This is a genomic window from Micromonospora sp. WMMD712, assembly GCF_029581295.1.
Lineage (GTDB): Bacteria > Actinomycetota > Actinomycetes > Mycobacteriales > Micromonosporaceae > Micromonospora > Micromonospora carbonacea.
The window spans coordinates 310,649-325,028 of sequence record NZ_CP120743.1; the positions used below are offsets into that span (position 1 = coordinate 310,649).

The window sequence follows — 14,380 nt, forward strand, 5'->3', positions numbered from 1 at the left end:
TCCTGCGGACAGCACGAATAGCCCACTGACGTGGGAGAATTCGTCGATCCGGAATCGCGTCAATCGCCGCCCAGTGACAGTCATGATTGCCTTGGGGGTGCGGCCCGTCAACCCGTCTTTGTGGTGCCCGCCGGCCGCCGTCCGGTCGGCTGCGAAGGATCCGGTGACCACCGGTTGTCGTCGGCGGTGGGCCCGGCCGGTCGGAGCGCTCCTGAGCTGGGCGGCTGTCCTCCGGTTCGCTTTGGTGACGATCACCCTCGGTCAGGGTGTCCCGGCGGTTTCTTTGGGGCGGCCGGAATGCCGGAACCGCAATTCCGATTCCCTATCGGATAGGCAGACTTTCCTGTCTTCGGCAGGGTGCAAAGTCGGTCAACAGCCATCAATGGCGTGTTGTCCGAGCGGAACCGACTATCTGTGCCTACGCCGCCACCTGAATCAATTGTTCGAGACCTCGCCCAGGGACAAAGAACGCCTGCCCCGCCCGCCTCGCCTCCCGGGCCCGTCCTCCCCCTGCCGCCCCCGGTGGTCAGGGAGGGGCGTCGAGGTTGATCTCCAGCCCGACGCTCTTCTCTTGGTCGCCGAGGGTGGCGGCGGGGCGGCGGGGCGGGGTGGGGGTTTACTGTTAAGAAAGTTTAATTTATGTTTCTTGCATGTCGCTGGCGGGCGTATCGGACCAGCTCGGCGCGGTGTGCCGACGCCTGCCCCGAACGAAGGAGCGTCACATGCGTCGAAGGGTCGTCCTTCCGCTGGCGTCGGCGGGTGCCGTCGTCGCCTCCCTGGCCGTCGCGGCGCCCGCCCAGGCGCACGGCTACGTGTCGGGACCGCCGAGCCGGCAGGCGCTCTGCGCCCAGGGCCGGGTCCCCGACTGCGGCCAGATCAAGTACGAGCCGCAGAGCGTCGAGGGCCCGAAGGGGCTGCGCAGTTGCAGCGCCGGGATCGGCCAGTTCGCCGTCCTCGACGACGACGCCCGGGGCTGGCCGGCCACCCCCGTCGGCAGCTCGGTGACCTTCACCTGGACCAACACCGCCCGGCACGCCACCAGCAACTGGGAGTACTGGATCGGCGGGACCCGGCTCGCCGTCGTCGACGGTGGTGGGCGACAGCCCGACGCCACCGTCTCGCACACCGTCAACCTGGGCGGCTGGTCGGGCCGGCAGAAGGTGCTCGCCATCTGGAACATCGCCGACACGGCCAACGCGTTCTACTCCTGCGTGGACCTCCAGATCGGCACCGGCGGCACCCCCACGCCCACGCCCACCAACCCGACGCCGTCCCCGTCGCCGACGAGGACGGCCACCCCCGCGCCGACCACCCCCGCGCCGGGCGGCACCTGGACGGCCGGTCAGGCGTACCGGGTGGGTGACCAGGTCACCTACGGCGGGGCGGCGTACCGGTGCGTGCAGGCCCACACCGCCCTGCCCGGCTGGGAGCCGCCGAACGTGCCCGCCCTGTGGGCCCGGCTCTGACCCGCCGCCGGGTGCGGCCCGGGGGCACGGGGCCGAGGTGGGCGGGGCGGCCGCGCTCCCGCCGGGCGGCGCTGGCGCTCGCCGCTCTCCTGGCCGTCGCCGGCTGCGCGCCGGACCCCGGCCCGCCCACCCCGGCCCCGTCGGGCGGCCCGCTGCCGGCCCCGCCGGCCGTGTCGGCCCCCGCCCCGGCCGACGTGCCGTTCCTGCGGGCGATGGTGGCCCACCACGACCGGACCAGGGTGATCGCCGCCGCGGCCACCGGGCGGATCACCGACGCCGAGCTGCGCACCCTCGTGGCGGCCGTCGACGTGACCGAGGCGGACGAGCTGGCCACCATGCGGCGCTGGCTGGCCGCGGCCCCGGACGGCGACGCACCCGGATCGCCGGGCCACCATCCGCACCACGACACCCACGACACCGGCGATGCCCAGGGCGCCAGCGCCACCCGCGACGCCAGCGCCACCCGCGACGCGCCGACGACCGCCGACCCCGACCTGGCCCGGCTGCGCGCCGCGCCGCCGGGCCGGTTCGACGCCGTACTCGTGGAGGTGCTCACGGCCCATCAGCGCGCGGCCGTCGCGTTGGCCCGGCGGCACCTGCCGGCGGCGGTCGGCCCCGAGGTGCGCGACCTCGCCGACCGCGTCGCCCGCTCGCGCGCCGCGCAGATCCGGCTGATGGCCGGGCTCCCGGCGGCCTGACCTGTGGGAAACTGCCCGGGCCCGCCCACGTCAGGGGCGGTACGTGTACGGTCCGGCCATGAGCAGCGGTGGGGGTGACGGCGACGGCGCGGGGGCCGGCGCGTCCAGCGGGAGGGCCGGGGCGACGCTGTTGGCGGAGGTCATCAGAGCCGACCGGGTGACGGCCCTGCGCCACGCCGTCACCGCCGCGGCCGGCGCGGCCGGGCTGGCCGACGTCGCCCTGGAGGACTTCGTGCTGGCGGTGCACGAGCTGGTGACCAACGTCGTCCGGCACGGCGGCGGCAGCGGCCGGCTGCGGCTGCGGCGTGACGGCGACCTGCTCACCTGCGAGATCGGCGACGACGGCCCCGGCCTCGGCGACGTACGCGTCGCCCTGCCCGCGCCCCACGAGGTCGGCCACCGTGGCCTGTGGCTGGCCCAGCAGCTCACCGACGGGCTGGAGATCCGGGCCGACGGCCGCGGCACCACCGCCTGGGTCAGCGCCCGCCTGCCGACCCCGGCGGCCGACCGCCGCTGACGACCCGCCGGCCGCCCCCAATGCGGCTTGGGCGACCTTCCGGGCATACTTGCGCGGGTTTGGTGTCGCTGCCGGACGGGCGGGCCGTCCGGCTGGTCGCGGTGCGGGGGTAGCGATGGTCGAGCGGTCTGCGGCACGGCACGGTGGTGGGACCCCCCTCGCACCCCCCGGCCCGGTGACCGATCCCGGGCTGCGGCAGTTGTTGGCGGGCCTGACCGCGGTCCGCGACGGGGACTTCGGCACCCGGCTGCCGGAGGACGGCGACGGCCTGCTCGGCGAGATCGCCACCGTCTTCAACGGCATGGTCGACCAGCTGTCGCTGTTCACCTCCGAGGTGACCCGGGTGGCCCGCGAGGTGGGCACCGAGGGGCAGCTCGGCGGGCAGGCCGAGGTGCCTGGCGTGTCGGGCACCTGGAAGGACCTCACGGACTCCGTCAACGCCATGGCCGGCAACCTCACCGACCAGGTCCGCGACATCGCCGAGGTGGCGACGGCGGTGGCGCGGGGCGACCTGTCGCAGAAGATCACCGTGGACGTGCGCGGCGAGATCCTGGAGCTGAAGGTCACCATCAACACGATGGTCGACCAGCTCTCGTCGTTCGCCGACGAGGTGACCCGGGTGGCCCGGGAGGTCGGCAGCGAGGGCCGCCTCGGCGGGCAGGCCGAGGTGCCCGGGGTGGCCGGCACCTGGCGGGACCTCACCGACTCGGTGAACTTCATGGCCGGCAACCTCACCAGCCAGGTCCGCAACATCGCGCAGGTGACCACGGCGGTGGCGCGGGGCGACCTGTCGCAGAAGATCACCGTGGACGCCCGGGGCGAGATCCTGGAGCTCAAGAGCACCATCAACACGATGGTGGACCAGCTCTCGTCGTTCGCCGACGAGGTGACCCGGGTCGCCCGGGAGGTCGGCACCGACGGCCGCCTCGGCGGTCAGGCGCAGGTCAGCGGCGTCGCCGGCACCTGGCGGGACCTGACGGACTCCGTCAACTCGATGGCCGGCAACCTCACCGACCAGGTCCGCAGCATCGCCCAGGTCGCCACTGCGGTGGCGCGGGGCGACCTGTCGCAGAAGATCACCGTCACGGCGCACGGCGAGATCCTGGAGCTGAAGAGCACCATCAACACGATGGTGGACCAGTTGTCGTCGTTCGCCGACGAGGTGACCCGGGTCGCCCGGGAGGTCGGCACGGAGGGCCGCCTCGGCGGGCAGGCCGACGTCAAGGGCGTCTCCGGCACCTGGAAGGACCTCACCGAGTCGGTGAACGTCATGGCCGACAACCTCACCGCCCAGGTGCGCAGCATCGCCGAGGTCACCACGGCCGTGGCCAAGGGCGACCTGACGCAGAAGATCCGCGTCGACGCCCGGGGCGAGATCCTGGCCCTGAAGGAGACCATCAACACGATGGTCGACCAGCTCTCCGCGTTCGCCGACGAGGTGACCCGGGTGGCCCGGGAGGTGGGCACGGAGGGCCGGCTCGGCGGGCAGGCCCGGGTGTCCAACGTCGGCGGCACCTGGAAGGACCTCACCGACAACGTCAACGAGATGGCCAACAACCTCACCAACCAGGTGCGCTCGATCGCGCTGGTGGCCACGGCCGTCGCGCAGGGCGACCTCAGCCGCAAGATCACGGTGGAGGCGAAGGGCGAGGTCGCCGTGCTCGCCCAGACCATCAACACGATGGTGGACACCCTGGGCGCGTTCGCCGACGAGGTGACCCGGGTGGCCCGGGAGGTCGGCACGGAGGGCCGGCTCGGCGGGCAGGCCCGGGTGCCCAACGTGGCCGGCACCTGGAAGGACCTCACCGACAACGTCAACTCGATGGCCAACAACCTCACCGGCCAGGTCCGCAACATCGCCCAGGTGACGACGGCAGTGGCCCAGGGCGACCTGACCCGCAAGATCGACGTGGACGCCCGGGGCGAGATCCTGGAGCTGAAGACGACCATCAACACGATGGTGGACCAGCTCTCGTCGTTCGCCGCCGAGGTGACCCGGGTGGCCCGCGAGGTGGGCAGCGAGGGCCGGCTCGGCGGCCAGGCCGAGGTCGAGGGGGTCTCCGGCACCTGGAAGCGGCTCACCGAGAACGTCAACGAGCTGGCCGGCAACCTCACCCGGCAGGTCCGCGCCATCGCCGAGGTGACCAGCGCGGTGGCCACCGGTGACCTGACCCGCTCGATCACCGTCGACGCCTCCGGCGAGGTGGCCGAGCTGAAGGACAACATCAACTCCATGGTGGAGTCGCTGCGCGAGACCACCCGGATGAACCAGGAGCAGGACTGGCTCAAGACCAACCTGGCCCGGATCTCCGGCCTCATGCAGGGCCACCGGGACCTGGAGGTCGTCGCGGGGCTCGTGATGGACGAGCTGGCCCCGCTGGTCTCCGCCCAGCTTGGCACGTTCCTGCTGGTCGAGGACGGCGTCGGGGAGCCGACCCTGCGGGTGGTCGGCGGGTACGGCCACCGCGCCTCCGGCCGCCGGTTCACCCTCGGCGACTCCCTCGTCGGACAGGCCGCCGCGAGCCGGCGGGCCATCGTGGTCGACGCCGTGCCGGCCGACTACGTCACCGTCTCCTCCAGCCTCGGCGCGGCGACGCCCCGGCACCTGGTGGTGCTGCCGATCCCCTTCGAGGGCCAGGTGCTCGGCGTCATCGAGCTGGCCAGCATGAGCCGGTTCACCGAGACGCACCGCAACTTCCTCGACCAGTTGATGGAGACCATCGGCGTCAACGTCAACACCATCGTCGCCAACGCCCGCACCGACGTGCTGCTCACCGAGTCCCAGCGGCTCGCCGCCGAACTGCGGGCCCGCTCCGAGGAGTTGCAGGCCCGCTCCGAGGAGCTCCAGCGCTCCAACGCCGAGCTGGAGGACAAGGCGGCGCTGCTGGCCCGGCAGAACCACGACATCGAGACCAAGAACTCGGAGATCGAGCAGGCCCGTCAGGAGCTGGAGGCCCGCGCCCAGCAGCTCGCGCTGGCCTCGAAGTACAAGTCGGAGTTCCTCGCCAACATGAGCCACGAGCTGCGTACGCCGCTGAACTCGTTGCTCATCCTGGCGCAGTTGCTGGCGCAGAACCCGAACCGCAACCTCACCGCCAAGCAGGTCGAGTACGCCACCGTCATCCACTCCGCCGGCACCGACCTGCTCCAGCTCATCAACGACATCCTCGACCTGTCCAAGGTCGAGGCCGGGAAGATGGACGTCAACCCGGAGACGTTCGCGCTGAGCGAGCTGCGCGACTACGTCGACGCGACGTTCCGGCCGCTGACCACGCCGCGCGGCCTGGAGCTGGACATCAGCACCGGCCCGGACGTGCCGCAGTGGCTGCACACCGACGAGCAGCGGCTGCGGCAGGTGCTGCGCAACCTCGTCTCCAACGCGGTCAAGTTCACCGAGCAGGGCCGGGTGCAGCTGCGCATCGAGCGGGCCCGCCCCGACGAGCTGCCGGAGGGGTTCACCCCCGGGGAGACCGTGCTGGCGTTCCGGGTCGTCGACACCGGGATCGGCATCGCCGAGCAGCACCTCACCGCCATCTTCGACGCGTTCCAGCAGGCCGACGGCACCACCAGCCGCCGCTACGGCGGCACCGGGCTGGGCCTGTCGATCAGCCGGGAGATCGCCCACCTGCTCGGCGGCCGGATCGCCGCGCGCAGCGTCCTCGGCCGGGGCAGCACCTTCACGCTCTACCTGCCGGCCACGCTCACCGGCCCGGTCGCCCCCGCGCCCCCGCCCACGTCCCCCGTCCCGCCGCCCGCCGCGTCCCCCGCCGGCCGCGCGGAGCGCGACCGGGCCGCCGGGCCGCACCCGGGGGCGGCGCCGGCCGTGGAGCCCCCAACCGGGCCGCGGCGGGTCCTCGTCCTCGAACACCACGACAAGGGCCTGCTGACCATGCTGGTCCACGGCGTGACGGCCGGGCTGGCCGGCCCGCCGGTCGAGGTCGCCACCGCACTGGACGCCCCGGCTGCGCTGGAGGCCGTCGCGGCGCGCCGGCAGCACTGCCTGGTCGTCCACCTCGACCTGCCCGACGACAGCGGGGCGGTGCTCCTGCGGGCGCTGCACGACGCCCCCGCGCACCGGGGCGTGCCCGTGCTGGCGTACCACGCGCGCCCGCTGGCGGCCGGCCAGGAGGCGCTGCTGCGGGCGGTGGCCGGCGACCGTCCGCTGGAGATCCTCGGCAGCCTGGACGACCTGCGGGAGCGGATCGTGCTGCACCTGTCGGCGGACGCCGCCGGGCACGTGGTGCCCCTCGCCCGGCCCCTGCCCGTGGCCGCCGCGCCCGGGGAGGGCTTCGGCGTCGGCCTCGCCGGCCGCAAGGTGCTGGTGGTCGACGACGACGCCCGCAACGTCTTCGCCCTGACCAACATCCTGGAGCTGCACGGCCTCGACGTGGTCTACGCCGAGAACGGCCGCAAGGGCATCGAGACGCTGATGCGCCACGACGACATCGACCTCGTGCTGATGGACGTGATGATGCCCGAGATGGACGGCTACGCGGCCACCGCCGCGATCCGCGCCATGCCGCGCTACGCGGACCTGCCGATCATCGCGGTCACCGCCAAGGCGATGCGCGGCGACCGGGAGAAGAGCATCACCTCCGGCGCCAGCGACTACGTCACCAAGCCGGTGGACGCCGAGGACCTGCTGCACTGCATCCGCCGCTGGCTCGACGGCTGACGCCCCGACCCGTCCGGCGGGCCGCATCGCCGCTCCGCCAGCCGCAGGCGGCCAACCCGTCGTACCTCACGGTCGCCCAGTTCGCCGCGCTCCGCGACCACCTTCCGCCCCACTGACCTCCCGCCCGATCAGTCGGAAACCGGACGCGCGACGACGCTGCAGGGGGGTTACGGCGTGGCTACCATGTGTCGACGCCTTCCGAGCAGAGAGGTCGGCCCGCGTGCGTTGTCCCGCTGTCCGCTCCGTCCCGGCCGTGGTGGCCGTGGCGCCGCGGCGTGCCGGGGCCGCGCCGGCCCCCGGGTCGGCCCGACCGTGGCGGCTGGCCGGGCTGCTGCTGGCGGCGGTGGGCGCGGGCATCGTCACGGCGGTCCTGTTCTCCGGCCCGGCGGCGGCGGACGAGGGCCGGGGGTCACCCCGCCACGCCGACCCGTCCGCCGGCGCTCCCGCCCCCGACGAGGCCGGCCGGGCGGGCCTCGCGTCGCCCGACGGGCCGCGTACCGGCTCGTCCCTGAGGGATCCCGCGCGGCCCGACCGGGAGCGTCCCGGCCCGCTCCGGGGGGTGCTCCGGCCCCCGCCGACCCCGGTCCCGTCCACCCCCGGCCCGTCGGATCCCGGCCCGACCGATCCCGGCCCGTCGAAGCCCGCCCCGACCGATCCCGAGCCGTCCCCGCCGGGTGCGCCCGCCGAGCCGGACGCGCCGAGCAGGCCGTCCGAGCCGTCTGCGCCGAGCAGGCCCTCCGAGCCGGGCGCGCCGGCCGGGGCCGTGCCACCCGGGCCGGCCGAGCCCGGGTCGGCGGCGGGCCGGCCCGCCGCCGTCACCCCCGTCCCCGGCGGCCCGGCCGGTCCGGGCACGTCGCCCGGCGGGGTCGCGGTCGCGCCGGGCGGACCGGCCGCGCCGGACGGGGCGCCGCAGCACCCCGCGGTCCCGCCCACCGACCCCGCTGCGGCGGTGCCGTCCGTGGGACCGGGTCGGGGCGGCGACGGGCGGCTCGCGCACTGCCTGCCGCAGGTCGTCGGTGGCCTGACGAGCTCCCTCGGCGCCCTGCTCGCCTCGGCCCTGTCCGGGCTCGACCAGCATCTCGTGGCCCCGGTCCTGGGCCTGGTGGGCAACCTGCTTCCGCGGGTGCTGCCGATGCCGCCCCTGGTCCCGTCCGATCCCGCCGACCCGGCGGTGTCCGCGCCGCCCCGGGCGGGGCCGGCACCCGGGGGCGGGCCGGTCGACCCGGTGGACGCCCCGGCGGCGGTCCCCGGTGGTGAAGCGCGGCCCGTGATCCCGTCCGGGCGGTCCGGCGGCGCGGCCGAGGCCCCGGCCGGGACGTTCCTGGCGGCGTGGCCGGCCGCCCCGGCCGGCGCGTCGTCGGATTCGTCGTCCGCCTCCGTCCGGGCGGCGGCGGGGCCGACGTCGGCGGGTGGCCCGGGCCGGCCCGTGTCGCCCACGGGCGACCGCGCCGACGATCTGCGCACCGGGTCCGGGCCCACGCCCGCCGCGGCCGACGCCTCGCGCGCGTCGGTGCGCGTCGCCGGCCGGCACCGCACCGCCCGCCCGCCGGTCTCGGCCCAGAGCCGGGCTCCGGGGGTCGCCGCCCGTCCCGGCTGAGGTCTCGGCAGGGCCCGTCCCGCGGTCCACGGCCCCGTGCCGTGCCGCACCGCCGACGTGGCCGTACGGGGCCTGCGGGCGTCCACCAGGGACCGCCGTGGGCCGACGCCGCCCGTTCCGCGCGCACCGAACCCCACCCCGCCCTCCCCCGAGCCGGCGTGGCCGGGGCGACGTGCCGCGTACCCGAGATCGGAGATCCGTGGTGATCCACGTCGTCGTGGCCGAGGACATGGGACTGCTGCGCAGCGCGCTGTGCGCCGCGCTGTCGAGTGAGGAGGACATCGAGGTGATCGCCGACGCCGCCGACGTCGGCGAGCTGTGGTCGGTGCTGCGCCGGGAACGCCCCGACGTGCTGGTGCTGGACCTGAAGCCGGAGTTTCCCGAGTCGGCGGAGGTGGTGGCCAAGGTGGTCGTCGAGGCGCCGGGGACGGCCGTGCTGGCGATGAGCCACCGGTGGAGCCCGCCGTTGGTCGAGGCCGCCCTGGCCGCCGGGGCGCGCGGGCTGGTCAGCAAGGACGTCGCGCTGTCGGAGCTGGTCCGCGCCGTGCGCACCACCGCCGCCGGGGAACGGGTGATCGACCCGTCCGCCGCCGTCGCGGTGCTCAGCCCGCCGGTCAACCCGCTCACCCGCCGGGAGCAGGAGGTGCTGCGGGCGGCCGCCGAGGGTGTGCCGCTGAAGGAGATCGCCCGCCGGCTCTACCTGGCCCACGGGACGGTGCGCAACCACCTGTCGGCGATCCTGCACAAGACGGGGGCCCGCAACCGCATGGAGGCGGTCCGGGTGGCGCAACGGGAGGGATGGTTGTAACGACCCCGGACGGGGTACCGACGAGGCGATCCGGTACCCCGTTCGCCGATCGAGCGACGCATTGTAATTCGTGTTTGAATGTTCACGATCTGTGATGCGCCGAGACGCCTGGGAGAGGTCCAACGTGATCCGTACCCTGCTCGCCCTGGACGGTGCCCTGGTCCGGGGCGCGTTGTCGCTCGTCCTCGCAGCCGAGGAGGACATCCACGTGGTGGGGGAGGTGGGCCGCGGCGACGCGGTCGACCGGGCGCTCCGCGCCGGCCGGCCGGACGTCGCCGTGGTGGATTTCGATCTGATCAACGAGACCCCGGCGGTGGTGGGTCCGGCGACGGCACAACCGTGCCCGCTGCTGGTGCTCGCCGACCCGCGCCGCGCCCGGGGCCTGCACGGGGTGTTCGCCCCCGGGCGCACCGTCGGCATCCTCGCCAGCGACGTCGCGCCTCAGCGGGTGGTCGACGGGGTCCGCCGCCTCGCCCGCCGGGAGTCGGTGGTCGACGCCGAGCTCGTCATGGCGGCGCTCGCCGCCGACTGCCCGCTGACCGCCCGGGAGACCGAGGTGCTGCGGCTGACCGCCGCCGGCGCACCGGTGGCCGAGGTGGCCGGGTCGCTGCGGCTGTCCTGCGGCACCGTCCGCAACCACCTGGGGCGGATCGCCCGCAAGACCGGGGCCCGCACCCGGATCGAGGCGGTCCGGTTCGCCCGCGAGTCCGGCTGGATCTGAGGCCGGCCCGGCCCGCCGCCGCCCGGGGCGGTCAGCTCCGGGCGGCGGCGGCCGGCCGGTCGTCCCAGTGGCCGACGAGTTCCCGGTACGTCGCCGACCGGGCCAGCAGCTCCTCGTGGGTGCCGACCACCGGCCGTGCGTCGTCGAGCACCAGCACCCGGCGGGCCCGCACGGCCGAGCTGATCCGGTGGGCGATCACCACCAGCGTGCCCGGGCGTCGGGCGAAGGCCTCCTCGACCCGCGCCTCGGCGGCCGGGTCCAGGTGGCAGGTCGCCTCGTCGAGCAGCACCAGCGGGGCGGGGGAGAGGTACGCCCGCACCGCCGCGATCAGCTGCCGTTCGCCGGCCGAGAGCGCCGCCGGCTCCACCTCCCCGGCCAGCCCGCCGAGCCGGGCGGCGAGCGGGCCCGCACCGAGGGCGTCGAGGGCGGCGGCGACCGTGGCGTCGTCGGCGTCCGGCCGCAGGTAGCGCAGGTTGTCGGCGAGCGACCCCGTGAAGACGTACGCCTCCTGCGGCACCAACGCCCGCAGCCGGGCCAGGGCCTCGGGCGGGGCGTCGGCGACCGGGACCCCGCCGAGGCGCACGCTGCCGGCCTGCGGCGCGAGCAGCCCGGACAGCAGGGCGGCCAGGGTGGACTTGCCCGCCCCGCTCGGCCCGACCACGGCGAGGTGCTCCCCGGCGGCCAGCGTCACGCCCGCGTCCTCGAGCACCGGCCGCGCCGCGACGCCGTACCGGAACGTCAGCCGCCGGGCGCAGACGGCGGGCGGCTCGCCGTCGGCCGGGACGGGGGTGGCGCCGGTCGGGACGGGGGCGGCGTCGGGCCGCTCCACGGGTGTGCCGCCCGCCTCGTCGGGGCAGGCCCGCAGGATGCGGTCGAGGGTGACCACGTAGCGCAGCCCGCCGCCCCCGACGCCCTGCACCAGCGCGTGCAGGGCGGGCTGGACGCCGGTGGAGACGTACACCAGCGCGCCGAGCACCGCCCCGGCGGTGAGGCCCCGGTCGACCAGCCAGGGCGCGGCGAGCAGCAGCACCGCCAGCGGCAGCCAACCGCCGAGGCCGAGGCTGAGGCTGCGCACGGCGGACATCCGGGCCAGCGTGCGCTCGGCGGCGGCCTGGTCGGCCACCCGCGCGCCCACGTCGGCGACGACCCGCCCGGCCGCGCCGCAGGCCCGCACGTCGCGGTGCCCGGCCAGCGCGGTGGAGGCTGCCCGCCCCAGCTCCTCCCCGGCGCGCACGTACCGGCGCTGCTGCCCCGCCATCGCCGGGAGCGCGGCGAGGAACACCACCAGCCCCGCGACGAGGGGCGCGCCCACCAGCGCCGCGACCACCGGGTCGAGGGCGAGCAGCCCGATCAGGGCCGCGCCGGCGGCGAAGAGGAACCCCCGGGTCACCAGGAGCAGGCCGGCGAAGGTGTCGCGGACCAGCTCCACCTGGTGCGTCAGCCGGGCCGCGGCGGCGCTGTCCGGGCGTCCGCCGGGCCGGGTCGCGTCGTGCAGGGCGGCCCGGACCACCCGGGCGGCGAGGTCGTCGCGGAACGGTTCGACCACCGCGCCGAGGCTGCGGTACGTCCGGCCGGTCGCCACCGCCCCGACGAGCACCGCCGCGCCCAGCGCCGCCAGCCAGCCGAGCCCCGTGCCGAGCCGACCGGCCAGGAAGCCCCCGTCGACGGCCCGCGCCACCAGGGCGCCCGACAGCAGCGCCGGCAGCGCCTCCAGGGCCGACCAGCCGGCCAGCCGCGCCACGGCCGCACGCCGGGCGCGCAGCGCCGCCCACGTCGCGCGCCCCACCCCGGCCGTGCCCGCGCGGCCGCCCCGGGCGCTCACCCGGCCTCCCCGTCGGTGCGGAAGACCGCCCGGTACGCCGGGTCGGCCCAGAGCCGGGAGTGCGGGGCGACGGCCCGCAGCCGCCCGCCGTCGAGCCACGCCACCAGGTCGGCCGCCGCCGCCGTGGCGGCCCGGTGGGTGACCACGAGGCGGGTACGCCCGCCCGGGCCCCCGGTCACCGCCCGGGAGATCCGGTGCTCGGTGACGGTGTCCAGGCTGGACGTGGCGTCGTCGAGGATCAGCAGCCGGCGCGCACCGGCGAACGCCCGGGCCAGCCCGAGGCGCTGCGCCTCGCCGCCGGAGAACGGCGCGTCGGCCAGCGGGGTGCGGAAGCCCTGCGGCAGCCGGGCGACGACGTCGTCCACGGCCGCCGCCTCGGCGGCCCGCCGCACGGCGACCGTCGCCGGCGAGCCGTCGGCCGGGGGCGCGGCCTGCTGCGGGGGCAACGCCAGGCCGACCGCGTCGTGCACGGTCGCGCCGACCAGGGCGGGACGGTCGAAGGCGTAGCCGACGGCGCGGCGCAGCTCGGCCGGGTCGAGCCGGGGCAGCGGCGCCCCGTCGAGCCGCACCTGACCGGCGTCGGGGTCGTGCAGCCGGCCGGCGACGGCGGCGAGGGTGGACTTGCCGGCGCCGGAGGGGCCGACCACCGCCACCGTCGCGCCGGCCGGCACGTCCAGGTCGACGCCGTCGAGGACGGGCCGGCCGTCGTCGCCGTGGACGGTCACGCCGTGCAGCCGCAGCGCCCCGGCGCCCGGCGGCAGCGGGGCGTCGCCGTCGGCCGGCGCGGGCAGGGCGAGCAGCTCGGCGACCCGGGCGGCCCCGGAGCGGCTGCGCACGAGCCGGTTCAGGGTGGCCAGCACCGCGCCCAGCCCCGCCCCGGTCGCCGCGTAGCGGACCGCCGAGACGAGCTGGCCGGGGGTGAGCCAGCCGGCCGTCAGGGCGTACCCGCCGACGGCGACCACGGCCAGTTGCAGCAGCGGCGCGACGGCGGCGGTGCGGGCGCTGGCGCGGGCCAGCAGCTCCCAGCCGCGCCGGCCGTACCCGCCCAGCTCCGGCAGGGCGGCGAGCACCCGGGCCTGTTCCCGTCGCCGGGTCCCGGCGGCGGCGATGGTCCGCGCGCCCGCGAGGGACTCCAGCAGCCGGCCGGCGATCCGGTTCAGGGCCTTCTGGTAGCCGGCGGTGGCGGCCGACGCGTCGGTGACGAACGCGCGCATCAGGCCGGCGAGCAGCACGAGGCCGGCGAGCAGGGTGATCCCCAGCGCCGGCTCGATCAGGGTGAGCGCGACGACGCTGCCCAGCGGGGGCAGCAGCGCGATCGCGCCCAGCACGACGGTGTTGCCGGCCTGGCCGGCGTCGGCGGCCTGCCCGACCAGCCGGCCCACCAGGTCGCCCACCGGGTACCGGCGGGCGGCGCGCACGTCGAGGGCGAACAGGTGCCGCAGCAGCCGGCCGCGTAGCCGGGCGGTGGCACGGGCGGCCCCGTAGCCGCCGGCCAGGTCGCCGAGGGTGTCGGTGGCGACGAGCACGGCGACCAGGGCGCAGACGGCCACCGGCCACCAGCGGCTCCCACCGGTCAGGGCCGCGTCGACGGCGAGCCCGAGCGCCGCCGGCAGCAGCAGCTCGGCGACGGCGCCGGCCAGGGTGACCGCGCCCAGCGCCCAGGCCCAGCCCCCGGCGTCGCGGGCGGCCTGGCGGAACGGCCCGTCGCCCCTGCGCATCGCGCCTCCCCGCATAACGGCGGGCGGCCCCGGGTGGACACGTCTGTCCACCCGGGGCGCCGCGGAACGGCCTGGGTCAGTTGCAGGTGGTGACGGAGAGGCCGCTGTCGCCGCAGAGCAGCAGGCTCGCGCTGGAGCCGCCGCCGGTGCGGTCGGCCGGGGCCATCTCGAGGCCCTGGAGGTCGAGGAGCGCCATGTTGATCAGTCCTTTCGGAGATGGTGCGGTGGATGGGGTCAGTTGCAGGTGGTGACGGAGAGGCCGCTGTCGCCGCAGAGCAGCAGGCTCGCCCGGGAGTCGCCGCTGGTGCGGTCGGCCGGGGCCAGCTCGAGGCCCTGGAGGTCCAGGAGTGCCATGTCG

The 14,380-nt window shown here is 76.3% G+C and carries 11 protein-coding genes; 7 read left to right on the forward strand and 4 right to left on the reverse strand.

Annotated elements, in window-relative coordinates:
- Positions 1-722: 722 nt before the first annotated feature.
- From O7633_RS01260 to O7633_RS01290, 7 genes are all read left to right on the forward strand, one after another.
- On the forward strand, positions 723-1,466 hold the full coding sequence (locus tag O7633_RS01260; protein ID WP_282325495.1) for a lytic polysaccharide monooxygenase: 744 nt from the start codon (positions 723-725) through the stop codon (positions 1,464-1,466).
- On the forward strand, positions 1,451-2,164 hold the full coding sequence (locus O7633_RS01265) for a DUF305 domain-containing protein (protein WP_282325497.1): 714 nt from the start codon (positions 1,451-1,453) through the stop codon (positions 2,162-2,164). The genes O7633_RS01260 and O7633_RS01265 overlap by 16 nt, the downstream gene beginning before the upstream one ends.
- 58 nt (positions 2,165-2,222) lie before the next feature.
- Entirely contained in the window at positions 2,223-2,681 is a 459-nt protein-coding gene (locus tag O7633_RS01270; protein ID WP_246384601.1) for an ATP-binding protein, read from the forward strand.
- A 175-nt stretch (positions 2,682-2,856) separates the two neighbouring features.
- The gene (locus O7633_RS01275) at positions 2,857-7,356 is read left to right on the forward strand and encodes a HAMP domain-containing protein (RefSeq protein ID WP_282325499.1); all 4,500 of its coding nucleotides are present in this window, start codon (positions 2,857-2,859) and stop codon (positions 7,354-7,356) included.
- 220 nt (positions 7,357-7,576) lie between these two features.
- Positions 7,577-8,953, forward strand: a complete 1,377-nt coding sequence (locus O7633_RS01280) for a hypothetical protein (protein ID WP_282325501.1) — start codon at positions 7,577-7,579, stop codon at positions 8,951-8,953.
- 202 nt (positions 8,954-9,155) lie between these two features.
- Positions 9,156-9,761 (forward strand): response regulator transcription factor, encoded by a 606-nt coding sequence (locus tag O7633_RS01285; protein ID WP_074476269.1) that lies wholly within the window; start codon positions 9,156-9,158, stop codon positions 9,759-9,761.
- A 124-nt stretch (positions 9,762-9,885) separates the two neighbouring features.
- Positions 9,886-10,482 (forward strand): response regulator transcription factor, encoded by a 597-nt coding sequence (locus tag O7633_RS01290; protein WP_282325504.1) that lies wholly within the window; start codon positions 9,886-9,888, stop codon positions 10,480-10,482.
- 31 nt (positions 10,483-10,513) lie between these two features.
- Here O7633_RS01290 and O7633_RS01295 read toward each other — a convergent pair whose 3' ends face one another.
- From O7633_RS01295 to O7633_RS01310, 4 genes are all read right to left on the reverse strand, one after another.
- Positions 10,514-12,304 (reverse strand): ABC transporter ATP-binding protein, encoded by a 1,791-nt coding sequence (locus tag O7633_RS01295; RefSeq protein ID WP_282325505.1) that lies wholly within the window; start codon positions 12,302-12,304, stop codon positions 10,514-10,516.
- Complete coding sequence (locus O7633_RS01300; protein ID WP_282325506.1) at positions 12,301-14,022, reverse strand: ABC transporter ATP-binding protein; 1,722 nt, start codon at positions 14,020-14,022, stop codon at positions 12,301-12,303. Before O7633_RS01300 ends, O7633_RS01295 begins: the two co-directional genes overlap by 4 nt.
- A gap of 76 nt (positions 14,023-14,098) precedes the next feature.
- A complete protein-coding gene (locus O7633_RS01305; protein WP_043963346.1) occupies positions 14,099-14,218 on the reverse strand; it encodes a SapB/AmfS family lanthipeptide in 120 nt (39 codons plus the stop codon).
- Positions 14,219-14,256: 38 nt separating this feature from the next.
- On the reverse strand, positions 14,257-14,376 hold the full coding sequence (locus O7633_RS01310; protein ID WP_074476205.1) for a SapB/AmfS family lanthipeptide: 120 nt from the start codon (positions 14,374-14,376) through the stop codon (positions 14,257-14,259).
- Positions 14,377-14,380 lie beyond the last annotated feature (4 nt).

What these genes read in the sequence shown, in the direction of transcription:
- O7633_RS01260 (WP_282325495.1), top strand. Translation starts at nt 723, where the DNA reads ATGCGTCGAAGGGTCGTCCTTCCGCTGGCGTCGGCGGGTGCCGTCGTC.
- O7633_RS01270 (WP_246384601.1), top strand. Translation starts at nt 2,223, where the DNA reads ATGAGCAGCGGTGGGGGTGACGGCGACGGCGCGGGGGCCGGCGCGTCC.
- O7633_RS01300 (WP_282325506.1), bottom strand. Translation starts at nt 14,022, where the DNA reads ATGCGCAGGGGCGACGGGCCGTTCCGCCAGGCCGCCCGCGACGCCGGG.
- O7633_RS01305 (WP_043963346.1), bottom strand. Translation starts at nt 14,218, where the DNA reads ATGGCGCTCCTCGACCTCCAGGGCCTCGAGATGGCCCCGGCCGACCGC.
- O7633_RS01310 (WP_074476205.1), bottom strand. Translation starts at nt 14,376, where the DNA reads ATGGCACTCCTGGACCTCCAGGGCCTCGAGCTGGCCCCGGCCGACCGC.